Below are 23,857 nucleotides of genomic sequence, written 5' to 3'. Positions count from 1 at the left end.
GTTTTGAAAAGCATGGACTTTTGTTCAGGCTTTTTTTTATGTTCTGAGTAACAAAAATAAGGGTATGCTGTTAAAAAAGTAATCCATGATGAACATAAAGAATGCAAGTCATTGCTTCACAAATATATCAATGAAGATACTGCCGGGTCTGGTCCAAAGTGAATAAAACGGAGGTACGGAAATGGAACAGACAAAAAAATGGGGTTTTTGGTTATTGACGGCCTTTGTCGTCGGAAATATGGTAGGTTCAGGCATCTTTATGCTGCCAAGTACGCTTGCCCAGCACGCCAGTCCTTTAGGTGTGACGATGGCATGGCTTGTCACAGGCGGCGGTGTGCTGATGATTGCGCTTGTATTTGGGCATTTGTCCATTCATAAGCCGCAGCTGACGGCTGGACCACAAAGTTATGCAAGGGCGCTTTTTAAAGATCCGAAAAAAGGGAAAGCGGCCGGTTTTACAATGGTTTGGGGATATTGGGTGGCAAGCTGGATTAGTAATGTCGCGATTATTACAAGCCTTGCTGGTTATTTAACGACTTTTTTCCCTATTCTCACCGTGAAGACTGAGGTTTTTACCTTTGGAAAAGAAGCGGTCACACTTGGCCAGCTCATGACGTTTATCGTATGTACTCTTCTTCTATGGGGAACACATACCATTTTAATCACAAGCTTAAGTGCTGCGAGTAAATTGAATTTTATTACGACCTTTTCGAAGGTGCTTGGATTTGTCCTTTTTATTGTTGCGGGATTATTTGCTTTTCAAACGGCATTATTTGAACATTATTACTTCCCGGTTGAAACAGGCGGGGAAGGAGTGCTCGGACTTGGAGGCCAAATTCATCATGCGGCTATTTCCACACTATGGGCATTTATTGGGATTGAATCAGCTGTCATTTTATCAGGAAGAGCATCCTCACAGCGTGATGTGAAACGTGCGACGATTACAGGTCTTTTAATCGCACTTTCGATCTACATGATTATCACATTGATTACAATGGGCGTTCTGCCGCATGATCAATTGCAAGGCTCTGACAAACCATTCGTGGATGTGCTTCAGCTTATTATTGGGCCGGCTGGCGGAATTGTCATGGCACTGCTGGCGATTATTTGTTTGTTTGGTTCGATGCTTGGCTGGATTTTACTTGGTTCAGAAGTACCGTATCAAGCAGCAAAGGCTGGTGATTTTCCAGCAGTATTTGCAAAAACAAACAAAAAAGGAAGCCCTGCTTTCGCTTTGACTGTTACAAATATTATGTCACAGCTGTTTATCTTCTCTGTGATGTCACGTACGATTAATGAAGCTTTTACCTTTTTAACCACATCAGCGACACTTGCGTATCTTATTCCGTATATTGTGTCTTCCATCTACAGCTTTAAGGTCATCATGCAAGGTGACACATATGAGCTACAAAAAGGAAATCGAACAAGAGACGGCATCATTGCACTTGTTGCGATGGGATATTCGGCTTGGGTCATTATTTCAGGAACAGCCGACTTGAAAACTTTTGGTCTTGGAATCGGTCTATTCTTAGTGGGTATTTTGCTTTATCCATTCATGTCAAAAGGATTTGCCAAAGAAACGGTATAAGATAAGGAAGACGTTTCTCCAGAGATGGAGAAACGTTTTTTTATGATGCAGATGTCAATCGGTCCACAATGAACTCTAGCTGACCTTCTAGAGACACTGGGTCATTAAAGAAGTAACCGACGGGATCTATTTCAAATACACGTTTATTTTTGACGGCAGGAAGTGATGTCCAAATGCTGCTTTGATAGACTTGGTCACCATTACTTTTTGAGCCGCTCCATGGACCTGTGAAAATATAGTCGCCTGCGAATTCTGGCAGCTTCTCAAGAGAAATGTTTGCATAGCCGACACCGCTGTCGATCGCTTCTTTTTTGACGACTTTCGGTGCTTTTAATTTCAGCTCGTCATAAATGATTTCTCCCCCGCGGCCAAAGGTGTTTCCAAAGATATAAATACCTTTATCAAATGGCGATACGATCGAAACCGTTTTGCTGCCGACAGCTTTTGTTACCTTTGGTTTCACCTCAGCAATTTTAGTATCCCATTTCGTGATCCATTCTGTTGCTTTTTTTGGTGTACCTGTCATTTTACCGAATTCTTTTAGCTGGTCTTTGAAGGAATATTGGTTGTATTTAACCGCTACAGTTGGGGCGATTTTTTTGTATTGATCAAACTTCTCGTCTTCTCCCCATGCAATAATCATATCTGGCTTCAAAGCGGCTACCTTTTCGACTGATGGGGTCCTTCCGAGATTCTTCACTCCATCTGTTTTCCCTTTATAAAAAGGGTTTTTAAAGATGGGTGATGTCGTAGCAACCGGCGTCTTGCCGAGTGTGACGAGGTCCCCGTAATAGCTTTCTGCAAGAAGCACTATTCGCTTCGGATTTTTCGGAAGCTTCACTTCTCCTTTGGCATCCTGATATGTGATCATGTCATTCTTTTTCGCTGCAGATTGTTTATTTGAAGTGCTGCCGCAAGCGGCTGTAAAGATCATAAGGATGGATAAAGAAATCAAAAGAAATCCAGTTCGTTTTTTCACAAAAATTCTCTCCTATTCACTTTTCCTTGATAATGATTCTCATTTTCAATTTTATCGTACCATGATAGGAATAAAAATGCATCGGCTAATTTAGAACCAAAAGAAAAATGATGAAATTCTCACAAAAATAAAGAAATTTATCAGAACAGTGATTTCAAAAAGAAAAGAAAGTGATATACTAGACTTCGAGATTGATAATCATTATCACTAATAGAGAATAGACATGAACGGAAAGGAAGAGACTGGTTTTGGGCTCACAATCGAATAAACAGCTGCCAGCCAGCGATGATACGATCGATATTGTCACGAAGCCTTTTGGAACAGCAGCTGTTATCATCATAGGAATGATCGCTTTAGCATTTGGTCTTTTTTTATCAGTATCATTAGGAGCGGCAAACATTCATCTACAGACTGTATGGGAAGCCGTTTTTCATTTTGATTCACATCAAACTTCACATCAAATCATTCGGGAATTGAGGCTGCCGCGTACAGTTGGAGCTGCTCTCGTCGGTGCCTTTTTAGCCGTATCAGGTGCCATTATGCAAGGAATGACGAGAAACGCGCTTGCGTCACCTGAGATTATGGGTGTGACAAATGGCTCCGCATTTGCGATTGCCATTGCATTAGCATTTTTCCCTGGCCAATCTTCTTTTACATTAATTCTTTGGTCATTTGTTGGAGCCGCACTCGGTGCCTCTATTGTATTTGGTGTTGGTACTATGTCAAAGGGGGGGCTGACTCCTGTAAAGCTTGCACTAGCTGGTACAGCGGTTGGAGCACTTTTGAGCTCCATCTCCTCAGCCATTGCCATCCGTTTTGACGTCGCTCAAGATATGAGCTTTTGGTATGCTGGCGGAGTGGCAGGTGTGAATTGGAGTAACATTCATATCATCATTCCAGTTGCCATTGCAGGACTAATCATTGCAATGATCCTTGCCCGTTCGATCACGGTTTTAAGCTTAGGTGAAGAACTGGCGAAAGGACTTGGACAGTATACAAAAACGGTCAAGGTGCTTGGTATATTGGTTGTTATTCTTTTAACGGGTGCTGCCGTGTCGGTAGCAGGCTCTATTGGTTTTATTGGGCTGGTGATCCCTCATGTCACTCGGTTCTTGGTTGGAGTGGACTACCGCTGGATTATCCCATGCTCCGCTATCTTAGGGGCCACTTTGTTAATTTATGCAGACATTGCTTCAAGACTGGTCAACGCTCCGTTTGAAACGCCAGTCGGTGCCATTACAGCGATTATAGGCGTTCCTTTCTTCTTATACTTAGCTAGACGTGAAAGGAGCGGGATTTAAATGGAAATGGTGCAGCAAGCAAAGAAAAAGAAATATCAACGAACGATGCTCATGATTTTTTTCGCGATCGTAGCTGTGTTTCTCATTAGTTTAAATACCGGAGAAATTCGGATCTCTCCGATGGATACATTGAAAACACTTTTTGGATTCGGGAGTGAAATGGATGAACTCGTATTATTCGAGTTCAGGCTTCCAAGAATGGTCATCGCTTTACTTGTCGGCGCTTCTATCGCTGTATCAGGAGCGATTTGGCAAGGTGTTTCTCAAAATGGTTTAGCTGACCCAGGTATTCTTGGTGTCAATGCCGGTGCAGGCTTTGCCGTTGTGCTATTTATCTTTGCATTTCAAGGCACGATGACAAATTTAGGTGATCTTACGATTTTTATACTGCCGCTTTTCGCGTTCGTAGGTGCAGGCTTTGCTGCATTTCTCATCTATGTGTTAGCGTGGAAAAAAGGCATCACACCTGTTCGATTGATTTTAACTGGTATTGGTGTGAATGCTGCGTTTTCAGCAGCAATTGTGGTCATCCAGTTGAAAATGAGCCCAAATGATTTTAACCAAGCTATCGTGTGGTTATCTGGAAGCATTTATGGCTCGAGCTGGACGTATGTCCTATCTGTTCTGCCATGGATGCTGATTTTCCTTATATTAGCGCTTGTCAGATCACGCTACTTAAACATTATGAATTTAGGTGATCAGCTGTCGTATGGATTGGGCATTTCTGTTCATAAAGAAAGAAGTCTTCTCATGCTGATTGCCGTTGCATTAGCAGGTGCGAGTGTTGCTGTTGCAGGAAGTATCTCTTTCCTAGGATTAGCCGCACCGCACTTGGCTAGAAAGCTTGTTGGGCCAAAGCATCAAGGAATGATACCGGCCTCCGCGCTGATTGGCGCGCTGTTATTATTACTGGCAGATACAATTGGCCGCGTCATCCTTGCACCATCAGAAGTGCCAGTTGGCCTTGTCGTTTCTGCTTTAGGCGCACCTTACTTCATTTACTTATTGATGAAATCGAACTAATGAGGAAGGAGAGACAACATATGAAATCGCTCGAAACAGAAAAGCTTTGTATCGGTTATCAAGACCGTTTGATTGTAGAAGATTTGAATGTCAGCATCCCAAAAGGCAAGGTGACAACACTGATTGGACCGAATGGCTGCGGGAAATCAACCATTTTAAAAACGATGTCTCGTATTATGAAGTCCAATCGAGGAGCTGTTTACTTAAATGGCAAGGCCATCCATGAGACGCCGACAAAAGAAATTTCAAAACAAATGGCGATCTTACCGCAAACGCCCGAAGCACCAAGTGGATTGACAGTGTATGAGCTCGTGTCATATGGACGTTTCCCGCATCAAAATGGGTTTGGCCGTTTATCAAATGAAGATAAACGAATCATTAGGTGGGCACTTGAGGAAACGGGAATGATTGCTTTTCATGATCGGCCAATTGAAGCACTTTCCGGCGGACAGCGTCAGCGTGTATGGATTGCGATGGCACTTGCCCAGGAAACAGAGCTGCTCCTATTAGATGAACCTACGACGTATTTGGATCTTGCACATCAGCTCGAGATTCTTCAGCTGTTAGAACGCTTAAATAGAGAGCAGGGCCGAACTGTGTTGATGGTCATCCATGATTTGAATCATGCGGCGCGTTTTTCACATTACATGATTGCCCTCAATCAAGGGAAAGTCATAAAAGATGGTACGCCTCATGAGGTCATGACCAAAGATGTACTCAGTCGGGTATTCCATATTGATGCAGAAATTGTGCTTGATCCTAGAACGAATAAGCCGATCTGTTTAACCTATGACTTAATGAATCATGAACGAAAGCTAGAAGCTGTGAATGGATAATAGATGTAAAGGAACCCGGTGCAGCTGCCGGGTTTTTTTGCATGTTTGAAACTTCCTCGTGCTGCCATTTTCTCCAGTTGATATTTTTTCGCTTTTATGCGGAAAAGAGGTACTTTTTTACTTTAGACAATGGTAATATACGGTTAGAGATCATAGCTAGAAAGGAAAGAGATGCGTGGAAACAGCAAAAATATTGATTGCAGATGACGAAGAAGCAATTGTGAAAATGGTTGAACGCGTATTAAAAAAAGAAGGATTCAAGCATATTTATAAAGCCTACCATGCAGATGAAGCATTAGATATTGTCAAAAACGAGGACATCCACCTCTTACTTCTAGATGTAATGATGCCCGGTAAGTCTGGTTTTGACGTTCTGCCTGAAATCAGAAAGTTAACGAAAGTGCCTATTTTCTATTTAACTGCAAGAACGTCTGATGTCGATAAACTGACGGGCTTTGCACAGGGGGCAGATGATTACATCACAAAGCCATTTAACCCGCTTGAGCTAGTGGCTAGAATTAAGGCTCACCTAAACCGAACATATATCTCCTTACAGGAGGAGCAAGAAGACACTCAAAGCCAATATCATTATGCCCATTTCTCCTATCATCCTCATGCAGCCGAATTGAAAGTAAGAGGAGAGGTGACGGCATGTTCTGCTCAGCTTCTTTCTTTGCTGAAGTACTTTTGTGACCATCCGAATGTGGTTCTCTCAAAAGATCAAATCTATGAGAAAGTATGGGGCGTCCCATCATATGGTGATAACAACACTGTCATGGTTCATATTCGAAAGCTGAGAGAAAAGATTGAATTAGATCCGAGTCAGCCAGAATATATTGTGACGATCCGTGGTATGGGATATAAATTTATACCGCACCCTGCAAAGGTCCTTCAATAATTTATGAATTTACGAGCAAAACTTTTCTTTCACTTTGTCGGACAAATGTTTATTGTGATTGCCATTCTGACGATCGGCAATACGTTCTCTGAGAACTTATATTTAAATAAATACTATGAGAACATGACCGAAACTGGTTTAACAAAAGCTGATGGAGATACACTCATGAGCTGGCTTTATTTTAACGAGGATGGAAAAATGGAAGCCGACGATCAGCTCAAGCAAGCAGTGGAAAAAAGAGACGGCTGGCTGCAAGTGATTGATTCAAAGAAGAATACCGTTTATAGCTATCACCGCCCTAAATCAATTCCAACGTCTTATCAAAAGGATGAAATGATCAAGATCTTTGAAAAAAGAGAATTTAAAGATTACAAGATGTACTTCTGGCCAATTGAGATTGATCAAGAAAGTTTTACTGTGTTATATGGGTTCAAAACGAACAGCACAAAGGTAGCCAATTATCTGAAACAGCACGAGAAAAATTTGGCTGCATTATCTCAATATTCGGTTGAAACGAAAGAATTCTTGAAGAGAATGAATGGATCGGTTCATTTGTTCAATGAAGAAGGAAAATATTTAAAAGGCATTCGGGCCAACACTAGTTTGAAACATAACGTAACAGATGTTGAATTGCTCAAGTATCAATCGAAGCCTTGGGAGTTTAGAAGTGACCTCACTTATATGAAGGTGAATAAAAACCTGTATATCATCGTCTCGGTACCAAATAAAGTATACAGCCCAGACGAGCTTTACGATAAAGAGAGAGACGCTTTAAATCAATATACAACCATCTTAATTGCAGGTCTTGCACTCACTATTATTATTGTCATGACATTGTGGTATTCGTATCGTTATGGGCTGCCAATTTATCACATTATTCGCTGGCTGATTTTCTTATCAAAAAATAAATTGCAGGAACCAACAAATAGAAAGGGAATTCCAGTCAGTAAAAATAAAAAAGGCCGTATTAAGCGGGAATACCGATTATTTGAGGATATCCTAAAAACAATGGATCAGCTCACGCTTACATTAAAAGAGAATGAAGCAAACCGAAGAAAAATTCAAACCACAAGGGAAGAATGGATTGCAGGATTGTCTCATGATTTGAAAACGCCTCTAAGTACGATTTACGGCTATGGACTCATGCTTGAATCCGATCAATATCAATGGTCCAAAGAAGAAGTCATGGAAATGGGACAGGTGATTCGTGAGAAATCAGAATACATGTCGACACTGATTGAGGATTTAAACCTCACGTACCGATTGAAGAATGGTGCCCTGCCTATTAATCGGAAACCGGTTGAACTCAGTGAATTTTTAACTTCCATTATGGACGAGTTTTCAAGAAGCTCTTCATCTGAGGATTATCCATGCTCCTTTGAAGATCAAACAGATGGTGTCATATTTGAGATCGATAAAGCATGGTTCAGACGAGTGATTGAGAACCTGCTGGCGAATGCAGTGAAGCATAACGAAAAAGGCACTCATATTACAGCAGTTTTATCTGAAACAGAGGAAGAAGTTCGGATCGAAATGAAAGACAATGGCCGCGGAATGGCACTGGAAACGGTGGATCACCTATTTAACCGCTATTACAGAGGAACAAATACAAATGATCCAACGAACGGAACAGGTCTCGGGCTTGCGATAGCAAAAGAGCTCGTCTTGCTGCATGACGGTGATATTCAAGTTGAAAGTGAACTAGGCACTGGAACAACTATTGCGATTATCCTAAAAAAATCATCACCTGTAAAATAGCCAAAAAACGATTTTCTTTTCTAAAGGAGATCGTTTTTTCCTGTTTTAGGATTGAAATCATTTTTGTAAACGATTACAATAAAATTGTTAACGTGAACAAATTATTTTTATCTATATGAGAAATGGGGGAGTTTGATGAAAGCCTTTTTAGATGGACAGTTTTTACTCAACAGTCAGACGGCGGAAAAGCTATACCATGAGTTTGCTAAGGACCTTCCAATTATAGATTACCATTGTCATTTAAGCCCCAAAGAAATCTATGAAAATAAAACCTTCCATAATATCACCGAAGCATGGCTTTACGGAGATCATTACAAATGGCGTGCCATGAGAGCAAATGGCATACCCGAATCGCACGTCACAGGGGATGCCTCAGACTATGAGAAATTTCTGGCGTGGGCGAAGACCGTTCCCATGACCATTGGAAACCCGCTCTATCACTGGACTCATTTAGAGCTGAGACGATATTTTGGAGTTGAAGAACTTTTAAACGAAAAAACCGCACACATCATCTGGCAAAAAGTAAATGAAAAGTTGCAAGGAGAGGGTTTTGGTGCAAGAGACTTCATTGTGAAATCGAACGTTGAAACAGTCGTGACAACAGATGATCCAGTCGACTCGCTTTGCTATCATCAAAAACTGCGGGAAGAAGGATTCACTGTGCAAGTACTGCCCGGATTTCGGCCTGATAAGGCACTTGATATAACGAATCACCTATTTACAGCGTATGTTCACGAACTGGCAGAGGCTTCATCTACTCCAATCCAATCCTACCAAGACTTTTTGAAAGCACTTCGTACAAGAATTGATTTTTTCCATGAACAGGGCTGCCTGATCTCAGATCATGCCATTAACGAAATGACGTTTGAAGAAACGACGGAAGAAGAAGTGGAAGCCATCTTTTATAAAAAAATGTCGGGGCATTCATTGACGGAAAAAGAGAAGATCAAATTTAAAACACAAACATTCATAAAGCTAGGTCAGGCTTACTATGAGCGGGGCTGGGCGATGCAGCTTCATATCAATGCGCTTAGGAACAACAATACGAAAATGTTTGAGCGGCTTGGGCCAGATACAGGGTATGATGCGATGAATGATGAAGACATTGCCAAGCCGCTTTGCAGAATATTGGACCGTTTAGAACAAGAACAGGCACTGCCAAAAACCATTCTTTATTCCTTGAATCCTAGGGATCATGTTGTGATTTCCACATTGGCTGGAAGCTTTCAAGACGGGACGACACCTGGGAAGATCCAGCACGGCACAGCTTGGTGGTTTAATGATACGAAACAAGGGATGACAGAGCAGATGATGGCTCTATCCAGTATTGGGCTGATCAGCCGTTTCATTGGGATGCTGACAGATTCACGAAGCTTTTTGTCGTATACAAGGCATGAATATTTTCGAAGACTGCTTTGCGATATCATTGGAGATTGGGTAGAAAAAGGAGAAGCCCCTTATGATCTTGAGCTGTTAGGGGGAATCGTGAAAGGAATCAGCTATGAAAATGCCAGGCAGTATTTCCAATTTGACCGGGCAAATCAGCTCAAGCACCACCCAAACAAAATGACATGAAGAAAATGAAAGCGGTTTTATGATAAGATGGTAAAAAATCATAAAAGGCGGAATAGCATGACAGTCACAATTAAAGACATAGCAAAATTGGCAAACGTCTCTCATACCACGGTATCAAGGGCTTTGAATAACAGTCCTTTTATTAAAGAGAAGACAAAACAAAAGATTTTGTCGATTGCAAAACAGCTGAATTATTCACCGAATGTCCATGCGAGAGGCCTAGTATCACAAAAATCATTTACAATTGGTCTGTTTTTTACGAGTTTAACAGAAGGCACATCTTCAAGCTTCTTTGTGGATGCGTTAAAAGGTGTCAACAGCGTCATGACAGAGTATTATAATCTCTTTGTAAGAGGAATTGACGACTTTCACGATTACACAACCATTCATAAACAACGCTACGATGGCATTTTGCTCATGAGTCAAAGCGAACACGATGAAGCATTTATCCATCATGTGAAGAAACAGGGCATTCCCATCATTGTGCTGAATCGCCGTGTAGAAAGTCATGAGGTCATGAATATATTAGCAGATGATAGTCAAGGAGCTTACCAGGCTGCACACCATTTCATTCAGCAAGGTCATGAACAAATCGCCATCATTGAAGGGAAAGAAGGCTTTAAATCAACTCAAGAAAGAAAAGCTGGTTTCCTGCAAGCGTTAATTGATCACCAAATACCTATGAAGAAAGAATATATGATGAAAGGCGACTATCACATGAAAAGCGGCTATGAATCAATGGAATCACTGCTGGCCCTTGATGATCCGCCAACAGCGCTCTTTTGCTCAAACGATGACATGGCGATTGGTGCAATGAATGCATTATTTGCAAAAGGCAAAACGTGTCCAGGTGATATTTCTATTATTGGTTTTGATGATATTGCCTTTTCATCCTATACCACACCTGCATTGACAACGGTGAAAAAACCGATTGAAAAAATGTGTGCACTTGGAGCAGAAGCTATCCTTTCAGTGATAAACGGTGAAGAGCAAGAAGAGGATCATATGGAAAAAGTGTATGTCCACACAGAGCTGATGATCAGAGATTCAGTCAAAAAGGTGCAGTAATCAGCACCTTCTTAGAAAAATGTTCACGTGTGCATAATACTTGGAGAGGGGAATCCATTTGAAACGATTATCAAAAGCCATATATCCGGCACCTGAGTATCCGGAAACGATTTTGCAGATTGGTGAAGGAAATTTTATGCGAGGATTTATCAATTGGCACATCCAGAAGCTGAACGACTGCACAGATTTTAAAGGAAGAGCGGTTGTTGTTCCTCCTCGAAAAGGATCGGTAGCAGTATTAAATGAACAAGATGGCTTGTACACATTATGTATTCAGGGATATCATGACCAGCAAGAAATGAATGAACGTATGATCATCCAATCGATTAGCAGAGGAATTAGTACGTATACGGATTACGAGGAATTTTTACACATAGCGGAAAACCCGGATCTCCGCTTTGTTTTCTCAAACACGACAGAGGCAGGACTTGTGCTCAGAAAGGAGGATCGTTTGGAGGATCGGCCGCAAGCCAGTTTTCCAGGAAAGCTGACAGCGTTCTTGTATCACCGGTTTAAAGCATTTGCTGGAGATGAGCAGAAAGGACTGATCATTCTGCCTTGTGAATTGGTTGAACAAAATGGTGATCGATTGAAGGAATATGTGATCCGTATGGCAGCTGAGTGGGAACTGCCGCCTGCGTTTTTTACATGGATTAAGGAAGCCAACACGTTTTGTAATACGCTTGTGGACCGGATTGTCCCTGGATTCTCTAAGAAAGCGGCTGACATCGTACGAAAGGAAGAAGGGTATATCGACGAATTGCTTGTCACGGCAGAATATTATCATCTTTTTGTCATTGAAGCGCCCGCTTTTGTGAAAAAGGAGCTCCCCTTTCAAGAAGCAGGATTAAATGTACTTTTTGTAGAGGATATTGCGCCTTATCGTATGAGCAAGGTACGAATTTTAAATGGTGCACATACGGCGATGGTGCCGATTGCCTATTCATGCGGTTTAGAAACTGTAAAGGAAGCTGTGGATGATGAGCATGTTGGTCCGTTCATCCGGCGTATGCTGAAGGAGGAAGTATTGCCAGGGCTTGAACTCCCTGAAGATGAGCTTCTTCTTTATACACAATCCGTTTGGGATCGTTTTTGCAATCCATTTGTAAAGCATCAATTGCTGGATATTGCGCTGAATGGGGTATCCAAATTCCGAACCCGTAATCTTCCGTCATTGCTTGATTATGTCGAGCGAAAGAAACAGCTGCCAATGAAACTTGTGTTTTCACTTAGCAGTCTCATTTATTTCTACAGAGCACATGCAGGAAGGGTAAAGGATGATGAAACTGTGCTAACGCTCATGAAGGAAGCATGGGACGAGGAAAACCATTCTAATGAAGGAGTTGCAGCGAAAATTCTTTCATGCGAGTCATTATGGGGCAGAGATTTAACAGATATAAATGGATTGAGTCAAGCTGTAGCTGATCAGCTTACCCTCATACAGACGCATGGGATGAGAGCAGCTGTTCATCGAATGATGCTTCATCAATATGAAAGTCAGGGGGAGAAAGCATGAAAGACTTTATTGTCATCCACCCTTCAGATAATGTCGGTATTGCTTTAAAAGGACTTGAGCAAGGGGAGGAGCTGCAGCATCAAGGACATACGATTATCTTAAAAGAGACCGTCGCCAAAGGTCATAAGTTTGCATTGGCTGAAATCAAGCAAAGAGAGAATATTATCAAATATGGCTATCCCATTGGTCATGCAGTGACTGCTATTTCTGCTGGAGAATGGGTGCATACGCATAATATCAAAACCAATCTATCTGGCAAGCTGGAATACGAATACCAGCCTTCATTATCAGAAAACCCCTATGAAAAAACGAATCTTACATTTAAAGGGTATAAACGAAAAAATGGCGGAAGCGGAATCCGCAATGAGCTTTGGATTGTTCCTACCGTTGGATGCGTGAATGGCATCGCCGATCAAATGATCCAAATATTCACCGCTGAAATGGGTGGAAACATCCATCCTTTTGAAACAGCCCTTGTATTAAAGCACAATTATGGCTGCTCACAGCTTGGGGACGATCATGAAAATACCAAAACCATTTTACAAAATGCGGTGAAGCACCCTAACGCTGGAGGAGTACTCGTTCTTGGACTTGGCTGTGAAAACAATGACATTGAGGATTTTCAGTCCACATTAGGTGAATATGACCGTACGAGAGTGAAATTTTTAAGAAGCCAAGAAGTAGGAGATGAGATTGAGACGGGAGTCGCTTTACTCAAGGAAATTTATGATGCGGCGAAAGAAGATCATCGTGAAGACATTCCGTTATCTGAGCTGAAAATTGGCTTGAAGTGCGGAGGATCAGATGGATTCTCTGGTATTACCGCAAATCCGCTTTTAGGCAGACTGTCCGATTTTCTTGTCGCGCAAGGCGGAACAACTGTGCTGACAGAAGTGCCCGAAATGTTTGGTGCTGAAACGATTTTAATGGAGAGAGCAGCATCAGAAGCGACTTTCGACAATATTGTGCAAATGATCAATGACTTTAAACAATACTTCATGGATCATCGACAGCCGGTATATGAAAATCCTTCCCCGGGAAATAAAGCAGGTGGAATTTCGACATTAGAGGATAAATCTCTTGGCTGTACACAAAAAGCAGGTACTTCTGATATTAAAGATGTATTGAAATATGGAGAGCTGCTGAAACAAAAGGGATTGAACCTATTAAGTGCACCTGGTAATGATTTAGTTGCTTCATCTGCACTTGCTGCTTCTGGCTGTCAAATGGTCCTGTTTACAACAGGCCGGGGGACACCCTTTGGTACGTTTGTGCCAACAATGAAAATCTCGACCAACACAGCCTTATATGAAACAAAAAAGCACTGGATTGACTTTAATGCCGGAGAACTGCTTGAAGATGTACCGGAAGATGTTGTATTAGAAAAATTCATTTCAACTGTCATTGATGTGGCGAGCGGGAAGCTGTTAAATCATGAAAAAAACAATTTTAGAGAGCTGGCTATTTTCAAAACAGGTGTCACACTTTAAGGCGACTGGGGGATGAGAAAGTGTCTAAAAAACGGGATTTGATGTATATCACAGCAGGAACGGTATTAACTGGAGTTGGAATTGCTCGTTTAGCAAAGCAAGGGAAGAAAGATAAAAAAGTAAACGGAATTGATCAAGTGCTAAAGCAGATAAAAGCACCGCAGTTCCCAGATCGTGAATTGAATGTGGTGCATTATGGAGCAGATGCGGAAGGGCAAGAGCTTTCTACAAATGCTATTCAGTCTGCCATTGATGATGCGCATCGGTTGAAAGGGGGACGGGTGCTGATCCCAGCAGGGACATTTTTGACAGGTGCTTTAGAATTGAAAAGCAATGTAGAACTTCATCTGCATGAGAAAGCCTATGTGACATTCAGCCAAGACCCAAAGGATTACTTGCCTCTTGTACTGACAAGATATGAAGGGGTTGAACTTTATAATTATTCACCTCTCATTTATGCACACCATGCAGAAAACATCGCTATAACTGGAGCCGGAACCCTTGATGGCAGAGGGGATGAGCATCATTGGTGGCCCTGGAAGTATGGGACAAATGGCCAGCCCTCTCAGGATCGGGATCGCCAGCTTTTGTTTGAAATGGCGGAAAAGAGAATACCGGTAGAAGAAAGGGTATTTGGAGAAGGTCATTATTTAAGGTCGAGCTTTATTCAGCCATACCAATGTCAGCATGTGCTAATCGAAGGAGTGACAGTGAAGGATTCACCGATGTGGCAAATTCATCCTGTGTTAAGTGATAACGTCATCGTCCGCGGCGTTAAAATCATTGGGCATGGACCAAACACAGATGGTGTCAATCCGGAATCTTGCCGGAATGTGCTCATTGAAGATTGTTATTTTGATAACGGAGATGATTGTATTGCCATCAAATCGGGCAGAAACGAGGATGGACGGAGAATAGGGATTCCATCTGAAAACATTGTCATTCGTAGAAATGAGATGCGGGATGGACACGGCGGTGTGACGATCGGGAGCGAAATCTCTGGCGGAGTAAGGCATGTTTATGCAGAAGATAATGTCATGGACAGTCCGAACCTTGACCGGGCACTGCGTATTAAAACCAACTCTGTCAGAGGCGGCACCATTGAACATATTTATTTTAAAAACAATACAGTCAAAAGTCTAAAGCATGAAGTGGTCTGTATCGACATGATGTATGAGGAAGGAGATGCTGGTCCGCATCGTCCTGTTGTACGTCATATTGAAGTGGAAGGACTCAAAAGCAGCGGCGGACGATATGGTGTGAAAATAGCCGCATATGCACATTCTCCTGTGACTCACTTTAAAATGAAAGATTGTGTCATAGATGATGTGGCGTATCCATTATCTTTAGAGCATGCCGTTTTTCCTGCTTTTCAGAAAGTCGTCATCAATGGAGAACAAATCAATTCATTGAAGAGTGAAAAACAGTCTTTTTAGAGGCTGTTTTTTTGTTTTATGAACAGAAAAGACGCTTTTAGAAATCACATATACAACCTATCTGCACTGTAGTATAATATTCCCGAAATTAGAAAAGAATTGACGAAAGAGATTTCGTTAAGCAGTACATAAACCAGGGGGTTCACTCATGAAAAAGTTAACAGCTATTTGGCTATCGTTATTGCTTGTGATGGGTGTTTTAGCAGGATGTGCAGGCGCTGAGACAGATCACAAAGCAAAAGGGTCACAAAATAAAGAAACGGCCACTGCGGCATTTCCCGTATCGATAAAAGATGCAGCTGGCAAAACAGTCGAAATCAAAGAACAGCCTAAACGAATTGTTTCGTTAATTCCAAGTAATACGGAGATTGCTTATGCACTCGGTCTTGGAGATAAAATGGTTGGACGATCAGACTTTGACAATTATCCAAAGGAAGTCGAAAAGGTAGAGAAGATTGGCGGACTTGAATTCAATGTCGAGAAGGTCATTTCCTTAAAGCCAGATCTTGTCTTAGCACATGCATCTCAGATGGGATCAAAAAATGGATTTAAACAGCTTGAAGATGCAGGGATCCAAGTGCTGACTGTAAATGATGCAACATCCTTTAAGGATGTGTACAAATCAATCAATATGATCGGTGAAGCAGCCGGCGTGAAAGAAGCATCAACAAAGCTTGTAGACGAAATGAAAACAAAGCTGAATGACATCAAGAAACAAGCAGAGGGGATTTCGAAAGACAAGCAAAAAACAGTCTTTGTCGAAGTATCAGGTGCACCTGAAATCTATACAACTGGTAAAAATACATTTATGGATGAAATGCTTTCTGTTATCCATGCCAAAAATGCTGCAGGTGATCAAACTGGCTGGGTGCAAATGACGGAAGAATCGATCATCAAGCGAAATCCTGATGTCATCGTTACAATTGATGGATCAGGCTTATCTGATTTGAAAAAAAGAGACGGCTGGAATGCAATGAAAGCAGTGAAAGAAAAACAAGTCTTTCAATTGAATACGGATCTCGCATCAAGACCGGGACCGCGATTGGTTGAAGGAGTCGAGGCTCTTGCGAAAAACGTCTATCCTGACACGTTCAAATAAATTGATCATCGCATATACACTAAGTGTTTTACTTCTTGTGATGAGCATTGGAATGGGAATCTCCTTTGGAAGCTTAGGGATTCCCATTCCTTCTATTCTTCGTATATTTGTTCATGAACTATTCGGAGTGCAGTTTGGAACCATTGATTCCATCGATCGCAATATTATGATGAACATTCGGCTGCCAAGAGTCATATTAGCGGCATTAGTCGGAGCAGCACTTGCGTTATCTGGTGCAGCTTTTCAAGGTTTATTAAAAAATCCTCTCGCTGACCCTTATACGCTGGGGGTATCTCAAGGGGCATCAGTTGGAGCCGTAGCGACCCTGTTTTTCAGCTTGCAGCTCCCGCTTTTTGGCAGTTTCACACTGCCATTATTCAGTATGACAACAGCGCTTGTGACCCTCTGTCTCGTTCTCTTTTTTGCGCGTCTTGTTCATCGGGGGATGAGCATTTCTTCTTTAATTTTGACAGGAGTAATTTTCAGCTCTTTTTTGGGTGCGCTCATTTCATTGATGATTGCTTTAACAGGTGATGATCTAAAAGAGATCATTCATTGGCTGCTTGGCAGTGTGTCCATGAGGGGCTGGCGTTATATTGTGCTTTTTCTTCCTTTCTTTCTTATTGGGACCTTTGCGTTAATGTTGATGGGGCGGGATTTGAATGTGATGACGTATGGCGAGGAGAAGGCAAAGCTATTAGGTGTTCATGTGAAAAGGAGCAAATATATTGTGCTGCTGGCGGGCTCGATCCTGACCGGAAGTGCAGTAGCGGTATCAGGGACGATCGGTTTTGTAGGACTTGTGATTCCGCATTTTATCCGCCTCTTAACTATCACAGATCATCGGCATCTGCTGCCTTTATCTATGCTGAACGGTGCTTCCTTTCTTGTATTAGCAGATGTGTTATCCCGTACCATCATTGAGCCGACTGAATTACCGATTGGCATCATTACTGCGTTAATTGGTGCACCTGTATTTGGCATCATCCTCATTCGTAAATATAGAGGGGGGACGCACGTATGATTCAAGTGAAGGAAATCAGAGGTGGATATGGAGAGAAAGAGGTCATTCGAGGCATTAATCTTGAAGTGAAGCAAGGAGAATTTCTCGGTATACTCGGTCCAAACGGGAGCGGTAAGACGACCCTTCTTAAAATGATGGCAGGGATTTTAGCACCTATGAGCGGAGAGGTGCGTCTCGGCGGTCACCTTATTCAATCCTATCAGCCAAAGGCGCTTGCGCAAAAGATGGCAGTTCTGCCGCAGAAAACGGACCAAGCTTTTTCATTTACGGTGGAAGAAACCGTCCAATTCGGTCGTTATCCATATCAAAAAGGGTGGCTGCAATCTGTCACGCGAGAAGATGTGCAGGTCGTCAGCAAAGTAATGGAACAAACGGGTGTTGCACAGTTTAAGAATCAATCCATCCATGAGTTAAGCGGAGGAGAACAGCAGCGTGTATATTTAGCACAGGCATTGGCGCAGCAGCCTGAATATTTATTGCTGGATGAACCAACGAGTTTCCTTGATTTAGCCTATCAAAAAGATTTGCTTGATTTAATTAAAGAAGAAACGACTTCCTCTAAGTTAACGGTCATTGGCGTATTCCATGATGTGAACATTGCTAGTTTATATTGTGATCGCCTGCTGCTACTACATGAAGGAAAGACAGACATGTTAGGACTGCCGCATCACGTCTTGACCACTGAACGAATCAACCGTGTGTATGAAACAAATGTGACACCGCTCCAGCATCCATTTAGGGCTAACCCCCAGCTGATGGTTGAGCCTGCAGCCCCTTCAAAAGCATCAATTGTAAACATAGCGGATGGCTGGAGGACTTATAGCTCAGAAGGAATGACGTTTTCCATTAATCAGCCTCTTCGCATCCTTTCCTCACATAAGAAAAACGGCGGGTTCTTTTGGAAAAGGTCTATTGGAACGGGAACGAAGACGCTTCATGAGCAGCTAGAGTCATCTGAAGATATGCTGTTTTTCGAGCAAGCTAACGGATTAGCACAATTTGCCGCAGAAGACGCCGAAGACGATATGATCCTTTACGGCATGCTTCAGCAAGAAGAGTTGGCCATTTGGCTTATCCTGAAACGATCTTTAACAGACGGAGCAGCTGTTCAGCTCATGGGGCAGCTTATGCACATCATGAAGCAAGAAACAAGCATTCCAATCCATCATCTTTGTATTGCTACACCCAATACGCATGAAACGGAAGATGCTGACCTTTTACACGAAGGATTAGGACAAAAGGTGCATGGGCTTCTTCAAAAGTTGAATGCCATTCAAAAGTGAACCAAAATGGTTCGCTTTTTTTGTTGAAAACATCAACAGCTGCATAAGAAATGAACTTAATATAACGAAAAATCAAAAAGTGTTGCTAATTAAATCGCAATCCTTTTATAATAAAAAATATGAAAGCGCTTAAAATATGACGTGTTTAAAAATGCAACACATAAGAAAGGGAGGATTATTTGGACATTCAAGGGATTATACCAGCTATTTTGACACCGCTTACTGAGGAAGAACATTTTCATCCCGAAGTGGCAACGCAATTAGTGAATCGTTTGATCGACTCAGGTGTACACGGCATCTTTGCTTTAGGCACAAATGGAGAGTTTCATTTGTTTTCAGAGGAAGAAAAGCTTCAAATTGCTGAAACTGTCGTGAATGCTGTTGGCAGACGAGTGCCGGTATTCATTGGAGCAGGTGAAAATAGTACGGAGGCAACCATCAGGCTGTCAAACAAACTGGCAGATCGAGGGGTAGATGTTCTGTCTATCATTACACCTTACTTTGTTGCACCAACCCAAGAAGAGCTGTATGAGCACTTTCGTCACATATCTGAGAATGTGAATATTCCGATTCTGCTTTATAACATTCCATCTAGAACAGGAGTATCTCTAGCACCAGAGACGGTTGCTCGGCTCAGTGCACTGCCGAATGTGCTAGGCATTAAAGATAGCAGTGGAAACATTGAAAATATCAAGGCATATCTGGATGTCACAAAAGATGAAGATTTTGTTGTCCTTGCAGGTACGGACTCACTCATTTTGGATACCTTGAAACTCGGCGGAGCAGGGGCGGTCGCAGCAACTGCAAATGTACTTCCTGAAACTGTCGTTGGACTCTATGAATCTTTTCGAAAAGGGAAGCTTGACGAAAGTGAGCACTTCCAGAAGCAGCTGCAGCCATTAAGAGCAACATTCGGTTTAGGGACATTACCAGCGCCTTTGAAAAAGGCAGCAGAGCTTTATGGAATTCCGGTTGGCCCGCCCAAAAGCCCTGTAAAAGAGCTGTCAGGTGAGGCATTGGAAGCTGTGGCACAAATGGTTGAAGACTATCGCAAACAAGGAAAAGCGGCAAAGGAGTAGTGAAGAGATGACGATCACGCATTATCACTTTCAGACGGCATCACACATTGTATCTGGCGCAGGTTCTTTAGACCTTCTTGGGGAGAAATTAGATAGTTTAGGGCTTAGCGGACTCACATCCATTTTTATATTAACGCAGCCATCTATCGTATCACTTGGTTATGCAGATCACATCAAAAGAGAACTTGCGAAAAAGGGGATAGCAAGTGAGATAAGTACAGAAATCAAACCTGAACCAACAGAAGAAAATATCGAGGGCGTATTCCACACCTTTTTAAAAGGAGAGCATGACGCCATTATTGGCATTGGTGGCGGGAGTGTCCTTGATGCTGCAAAAATTCTAGCTGTTCTTAAGACAAACGATCAGCCGATTTCTGCTCTCGTTGGCACAAACCTTGTGGAAAAAAGGGGAGTGCCGACGATTCTCATTCCGACAACATCTGGTACGGGATCTGAGGTGACACCAAATGCAATTGTGACTTTTCCAGAAAAGGAACTGAAAATTGGAATGGTTAGTCCGCATCTTTTGCCAGACCTTGTCATCTTAGATCCTGCACTTACTCTCAACTTGCCGAAATCTATTACCGCAGCTACAGGTATGGATGCTTTTACGCATGCGCTTGAATCTTATATTTCAAATAAAGCCAATCCATTCAGTGACATGTTTGCCTTGGAATCGATGCGGCTGATTTCAGGAAGTATTCAGGAAGCGTATCATCACGGGGATCATATGAAGGCAAGAGAAAATATGCTTGTTGGTGCTATGTATGGGGGAATGGCGCTTACAAGTGCCGGAACTGCGGCTGTTCACGCCATGGCTTATCCATTAGGGGGGAAATACAAGATTTCTCATGGTGTTGCTAATTCCATGCTGCTTCCGCATGTCACTGCTTTTAATGCAGATCATATCATTGATCGGCTTGAACATGTGGCAAGAGTAATAGGACTAGCGGGAGCTCACACAAAGCAGGATCTTGCAGAGCGTGTGATTCATCAAATTGAAGAATGGACAGCGGATTTACACATTCCACAGCAGCTCAAAGCTTTTGGCGTGTCGAAGGAGGATGTACCGGTACTTGCTCAAGCAGCTTCAGAGGTGAAGAGATTAATGGACAACAATCCAAAGCCAATGTCTGTTTCCGAAATTGAACAGGTATACATGAAACTGCTTGACGCTTAATGCTTCATTGGATGGGACATGAGAAGTTGCTTCACACGGCTTGCACACAAAGGGGGATTTTAAATGAATGTCTTAAGCAGTTCTGTCATCACATTTATTTTGATCGTCATTATTCTCTATATACTATTTACGACTTGGCTGACGATGCGTTTCCGCAGTAAATCCAATTCAGAATTTAACAATGCTGCTAAGTCACTTCCAGCCATTGTAGTCGGTATTTTGCTCATGAGTGAATTCATTGGAACGAAATCCACTGTTGGAACTGCAGAATCTGCCTTTACGCATGGGCTTTCTGCTTCATGGTCTATTGTGACCGTTGCTATCGCCTTTTTTATCTTTTCCTTTTTCTTAGTAGGCAAGTTTTATCGAACAGGGCAGTACACCATTTCAGGTATTATCGATCAGAAGTTTGGGAAATCAACGAAGCTAGTTGTTTCTGTTATTATGATTGCTGCATTACTGCTTGTGAATCTAGGAAACTATTTAAGTGGGTCAGCTGCTATTGCATCCATTTTAGGGCTTCCTTTAATGACCTGTGCGATCATTACGGCCGTTGTGAGTACATTTTATTTTACATTCGGAGGAATGAAAGGGGTAGCATGGGTCACGATCCTTCATTCGATCGTGAAGTATGCGGGGATTTTAATTACACTAGGGGTAGCCCTTTATTTAACAAAAGGCTTTGAACCGATGAAACAAACGATGCCTGATCATTTCTTTACATGGGACGGGACAATTGGATGGGGGACAATTGGAGCTTGGTTTATAGGAAACATGGGAGCCATCTTTGCTACGCAGTTTATTATTCAAGCAATCACCTCGTCGAAAAGTGAGCGTGAGGCAAAGAAATCGACACTTTATGCAGCTCTGCTTTGTTTGCCGCTCGCCGTTGCGATTGGTGTGATCGGTGTAGCTGCACATTATTTGTATCCAGACATTGATCCTATTTATGCCTTCCCTGTCTTTTTACAGCATATGAATCCAATTTTGAGTGCCATTGTGGCAACATCGCTTGTGGCATCCATCTTTGTCGGTGTGTCGACGGTCGCGCTTGCGACGACAACCTTAATTATGGATGATTTTTATGTACCGAAAATGAATCCAACACCAGAGCAGAGAATGAAAATCACGAGGTATGTGGCTGTACTCGTTGGAATTGTGCCTCTTGTCGGAGTGGCACTTGCGCCGGAGCTGCTGTCCCTTTCCTTTTTTACAAGGGCGCTTCGAACATCGATCGCCGTTGTAGCAGCAATGGGCTTTTACTTGCCATACTTTAATTCAAATAGAGGGGCGACCATTGGCCTTGCTGCTTCAGGTGTTACAACGACGGTTTGGTATTTACTCGATAATCCGTTCGGAATCGATAATATGTATATTGCCATTATCATTCCTTTCCTTGTGCTGGTAATCGATCGACTTATCAGTCCGCCTGCTAAAAAGGATCAATCATTGAAAGGAGAATTGTCATGACAAATGAAGAGACTATGATGAAAATAGATGGAATTTTGCGACAAAATGAACAAGATACAGAGAGAAAAGAAGCCTTTCTGCCAACAGACTGTGTGCAAAATCATGCGGCCAATCTACTTGAGCTGGATAATGGAGATGTATTATGTGTTTGGTTTGGCGGAACGCAGGAGGGAATACCTGATATCTCAATCTATATGTCGAGACTCAAACGGGGAAGTAACAAGTGGACAGAGGCAGTGAAGTTATCTAACGATCCTGCACGCTCTGAACAAAATCCAGTTCTGTTTCAAGAGGGAAATGGCAGACTATGGCTGCTGTATACCGCGCAGCTATCTGGGAATCAAGATACCGCCATCGTGAGATACCGGCTATCAGAGGATAGAGGTGAGACATGGGGTGAGATTGATACTTTGTTTGAACAGCCGGGTACGTTTATACGGCAGCCGATTGTTGTACTGGATAATCAAGATTGGCTGCTGCCCGTCTTCTATTGTAAGACCATTCCAGGCGTCAAATGGACAGGGAACCGGGATGTCAGTGCTGTGAAAATTTCATCCGACCAAGGAAAGACATGGGATGAGGTCATTGTACCAAACAGCACGGGCTGTGTTCATATGAATATTGGAAAGTGTGCAGACGGGTCCCTCATAGCCCTCTTTAGAAGCCGGTTTGCTGATTCGATTTATATCAGCCGTTCCGTCGATCATGGACGGACATGGTCTGAGCCAAAGGCGACGGAGCTGCCCAATAATAATTCATCCATTCAATTTACCGTGCTCCAAAATGGGCATCTTGCCCTAGTCTATAATCATATCAATGCGGATGAGCAAACAGAAAGAAGAGCTTCTTTATACGATGAAATTGAGGATGAAGGCGATACGCGCACGGCGGTTGATACAGAAGCACGTCCAGCGTTTTGGGGAACACCGCGTGCACCAATGACTTTGGCGCTCTCTGAGGATAATGGTAATACATGGCCTATCAGACGTAACCTTGAAGTGGGTGATGGATATGCGATGACAAACAATTCAAAGGATAAACTAAATCGAGAGTATTCTTATCCATCCATCACGGAAGGAAAAGACGGGAAGCTGCATATTGCGTTTACGTATTATCGGCAGGCGATCAAATATGTGTGTGTGACAGAAGAATGGGTCAATCGCACTTCTTAACTGCAAGAGGGCCCTGCTTCTGGTGAATTGTAACCCTCATTTGCTTCATTTATAATTGATGTTTGGAGGGTTGTCCCCATTT

The 23,857-nt window shown here is 42.4% G+C and carries 19 protein-coding genes; 18 read left to right on the top strand and 1 reads right to left on the bottom strand.

All coding sequences use genetic code 11. The features are described from left to right. Positions 1-181: 181 nt before the first annotated feature. Positions 182-1,588: an amino acid permease gene (locus NST65_RS15505; RefSeq protein ID WP_034280899.1), complete on the top strand. Its 1,407-nt coding sequence runs from the start codon at positions 182-184 to the stop codon at positions 1,586-1,588. A gap of 40 nt (positions 1,589-1,628) precedes the next feature. On the opposite strand, the gene NST65_RS15500 is transcribed toward NST65_RS15505, so the two are convergent. Beyond that, a complete protein-coding gene (locus tag NST65_RS15500) occupies positions 1,629-2,567 on the bottom strand; it encodes an iron-hydroxamate ABC transporter substrate-binding protein (protein WP_111926722.1) in 939 nt (312 codons plus the stop codon). A 248-nt stretch (positions 2,568-2,815) separates the two neighbouring features. Between NST65_RS15500 and NST65_RS15495 the strand changes: the two genes are divergently transcribed. From NST65_RS15495 to NST65_RS15415, 17 genes are all read left to right on the top strand, one after another. Continuing rightward, on the top strand, positions 2,816-3,868 hold the full coding sequence (locus NST65_RS15495) for an iron ABC transporter permease (protein WP_111926720.1): 1,053 nt from the start codon (positions 2,816-2,818) through the stop codon (positions 3,866-3,868). Next, complete coding sequence (locus tag NST65_RS15490) at positions 3,869-4,891, top strand: iron ABC transporter permease (RefSeq protein WP_034280896.1); 1,023 nt, start codon at positions 3,869-3,871, stop codon at positions 4,889-4,891. A gap of 20 nt (positions 4,892-4,911) precedes the next feature. Continuing rightward, a complete protein-coding gene (locus tag NST65_RS15485) occupies positions 4,912-5,727 on the top strand; it encodes an ABC transporter ATP-binding protein (RefSeq protein WP_024423449.1) in 816 nt (271 codons plus the stop codon). A gap of 175 nt (positions 5,728-5,902) precedes the next feature. Beyond that, entirely contained in the window at positions 5,903-6,625 is a 723-nt protein-coding gene (locus tag NST65_RS15480; RefSeq protein ID WP_024423448.1) for a response regulator transcription factor, read from the top strand. A gap of 3 nt (positions 6,626-6,628) precedes the next feature. Continuing rightward, positions 6,629-8,383 carry a HAMP domain-containing sensor histidine kinase gene (locus tag NST65_RS15475; RefSeq protein ID WP_111926718.1) on the top strand — a complete coding sequence of 585 codons (1,755 nt, stop codon included), beginning with the start codon at positions 6,629-6,631 and terminating at the stop codon, positions 8,381-8,383. Positions 8,384-8,518: 135 nt separating this feature from the next. Next, complete coding sequence (gene uxaC / locus NST65_RS15470; protein WP_111926716.1) at positions 8,519-9,958, top strand: glucuronate isomerase; 1,440 nt, start codon at positions 8,519-8,521, stop codon at positions 9,956-9,958. A gap of 57 nt (positions 9,959-10,015) precedes the next feature. Further along, on the top strand, positions 10,016-11,026 hold the full coding sequence (locus tag NST65_RS15465) for a LacI family DNA-binding transcriptional regulator (protein ID WP_034280892.1): 1,011 nt from the start codon (positions 10,016-10,018) through the stop codon (positions 11,024-11,026). Between the two features lie 58 nt (positions 11,027-11,084). Further along, complete coding sequence (locus tag NST65_RS15460; protein WP_111926714.1) at positions 11,085-12,542, top strand: tagaturonate reductase; 1,458 nt, start codon at positions 11,085-11,087, stop codon at positions 12,540-12,542. Further along, positions 12,539-14,032: an altronate dehydratase family protein gene (locus NST65_RS15455; protein ID WP_061110078.1), complete on the top strand. Its 1,494-nt coding sequence runs from the start codon at positions 12,539-12,541 to the stop codon at positions 14,030-14,032. Before NST65_RS15460 ends, NST65_RS15455 begins: the two co-directional genes overlap by 4 nt. Positions 14,033-14,052: 20 nt before the next feature. After that, entirely contained in the window at positions 14,053-15,468 is a 1,416-nt protein-coding gene (locus NST65_RS15450; protein WP_111926713.1) for a glycoside hydrolase family 28 protein, read from the top strand. Between the two features lie 148 nt (positions 15,469-15,616). Then, positions 15,617-16,567, top strand: a complete 951-nt coding sequence (locus tag NST65_RS15445) for an ABC transporter substrate-binding protein (protein ID WP_065215175.1) — start codon at positions 15,617-15,619, stop codon at positions 16,565-16,567. Then, the gene (locus NST65_RS15440) at positions 16,533-17,591 is read left to right on the top strand and encodes an iron ABC transporter permease (protein ID WP_041115703.1); all 1,059 of its coding nucleotides are present in this window, start codon (positions 16,533-16,535) and stop codon (positions 17,589-17,591) included. The genes NST65_RS15445 and NST65_RS15440 overlap by 35 nt, the downstream gene beginning before the upstream one ends. Continuing rightward, positions 17,588-18,874, top strand: a complete 1,287-nt coding sequence (locus tag NST65_RS15435; protein ID WP_065215176.1) for a heme ABC transporter ATP-binding protein — start codon at positions 17,588-17,590, stop codon at positions 18,872-18,874. Before NST65_RS15440 ends, NST65_RS15435 begins: the two co-directional genes overlap by 4 nt. Positions 18,875-19,053: 179 nt before the next feature. Further along, on the top strand, positions 19,054-19,953 hold the full coding sequence (gene dapA / locus NST65_RS15430; protein WP_065215177.1) for a 4-hydroxy-tetrahydrodipicolinate synthase: 900 nt from the start codon (positions 19,054-19,056) through the stop codon (positions 19,951-19,953). Between the two features lie 7 nt (positions 19,954-19,960). Continuing rightward, positions 19,961-21,133 (top strand): iron-containing alcohol dehydrogenase, encoded by a 1,173-nt coding sequence (locus NST65_RS15425; protein ID WP_268436286.1) that lies wholly within the window; start codon positions 19,961-19,963, stop codon positions 21,131-21,133. 63 nt (positions 21,134-21,196) lie between these two features. Further along, complete coding sequence (locus NST65_RS15420; protein ID WP_024426026.1) at positions 21,197-22,603, top strand: sodium:solute symporter family protein; 1,407 nt, start codon at positions 21,197-21,199, stop codon at positions 22,601-22,603. Then, positions 22,600-23,775, top strand: coding sequence for an exo-alpha-sialidase (locus NST65_RS15415; protein WP_111926707.1), 1,176 nt, complete (start codon positions 22,600-22,602; stop codon positions 23,773-23,775). Before NST65_RS15420 ends, NST65_RS15415 begins: the two co-directional genes overlap by 4 nt. The last annotated feature ends 82 nt before the right edge of the window (positions 23,776-23,857 follow it).

It is taken from the genome of Bacillus sp. FSL P4-0248, assembly GCF_038593305.1.
Lineage (GTDB): Bacteria > Bacillota > Bacilli > Bacillales > Bacillaceae > Bacillus > Bacillus safensis.
Note: the sequence above shows the minus strand (reverse complement) of the source record. Positions and strands in the feature narration are given on the sequence as shown.

What these genes read in the sequence shown, in the direction of transcription:
- NST65_RS15505 (WP_034280899.1), top strand. Translation starts at nt 182, where the DNA reads ATGGAACAGACAAAAAAATGGGGTTTTTGGTTATTGACGGCCTTTGTC.
- NST65_RS15490 (WP_034280896.1), top strand. Translation starts at nt 3,869, where the DNA reads ATGGAAATGGTGCAGCAAGCAAAGAAAAAGAAATATCAACGAACGATG.
- NST65_RS15485 (WP_024423449.1), top strand. Translation starts at nt 4,912, where the DNA reads ATGAAATCGCTCGAAACAGAAAAGCTTTGTATCGGTTATCAAGACCGT.
- NST65_RS15475 (WP_111926718.1), top strand. Translation starts at nt 6,629, where the DNA reads ATGAATTTACGAGCAAAACTTTTCTTTCACTTTGTCGGACAAATGTTT.
- uxaC (WP_111926716.1), top strand. Translation starts at nt 8,519, where the DNA reads ATGAAAGCCTTTTTAGATGGACAGTTTTTACTCAACAGTCAGACGGCG.
- NST65_RS15465 (WP_034280892.1), top strand. Translation starts at nt 10,016, where the DNA reads ATGACAGTCACAATTAAAGACATAGCAAAATTGGCAAACGTCTCTCAT.
- NST65_RS15455 (WP_061110078.1), top strand. Translation starts at nt 12,539, where the DNA reads ATGAAAGACTTTATTGTCATCCACCCTTCAGATAATGTCGGTATTGCT.
- NST65_RS15445 (WP_065215175.1), top strand. Translation starts at nt 15,617, where the DNA reads ATGAAAAAGTTAACAGCTATTTGGCTATCGTTATTGCTTGTGATGGGT.
- NST65_RS15435 (WP_065215176.1), top strand. Translation starts at nt 17,588, where the DNA reads ATGATTCAAGTGAAGGAAATCAGAGGTGGATATGGAGAGAAAGAGGTC.
- NST65_RS15425 (WP_268436286.1), top strand. Translation starts at nt 19,961, where the DNA reads ATGACGATCACGCATTATCACTTTCAGACGGCATCACACATTGTATCT.
- NST65_RS15420 (WP_024426026.1), top strand. Translation starts at nt 21,197, where the DNA reads ATGAATGTCTTAAGCAGTTCTGTCATCACATTTATTTTGATCGTCATT.
- NST65_RS15415 (WP_111926707.1), top strand. Translation starts at nt 22,600, where the DNA reads ATGACAAATGAAGAGACTATGATGAAAATAGATGGAATTTTGCGACAA.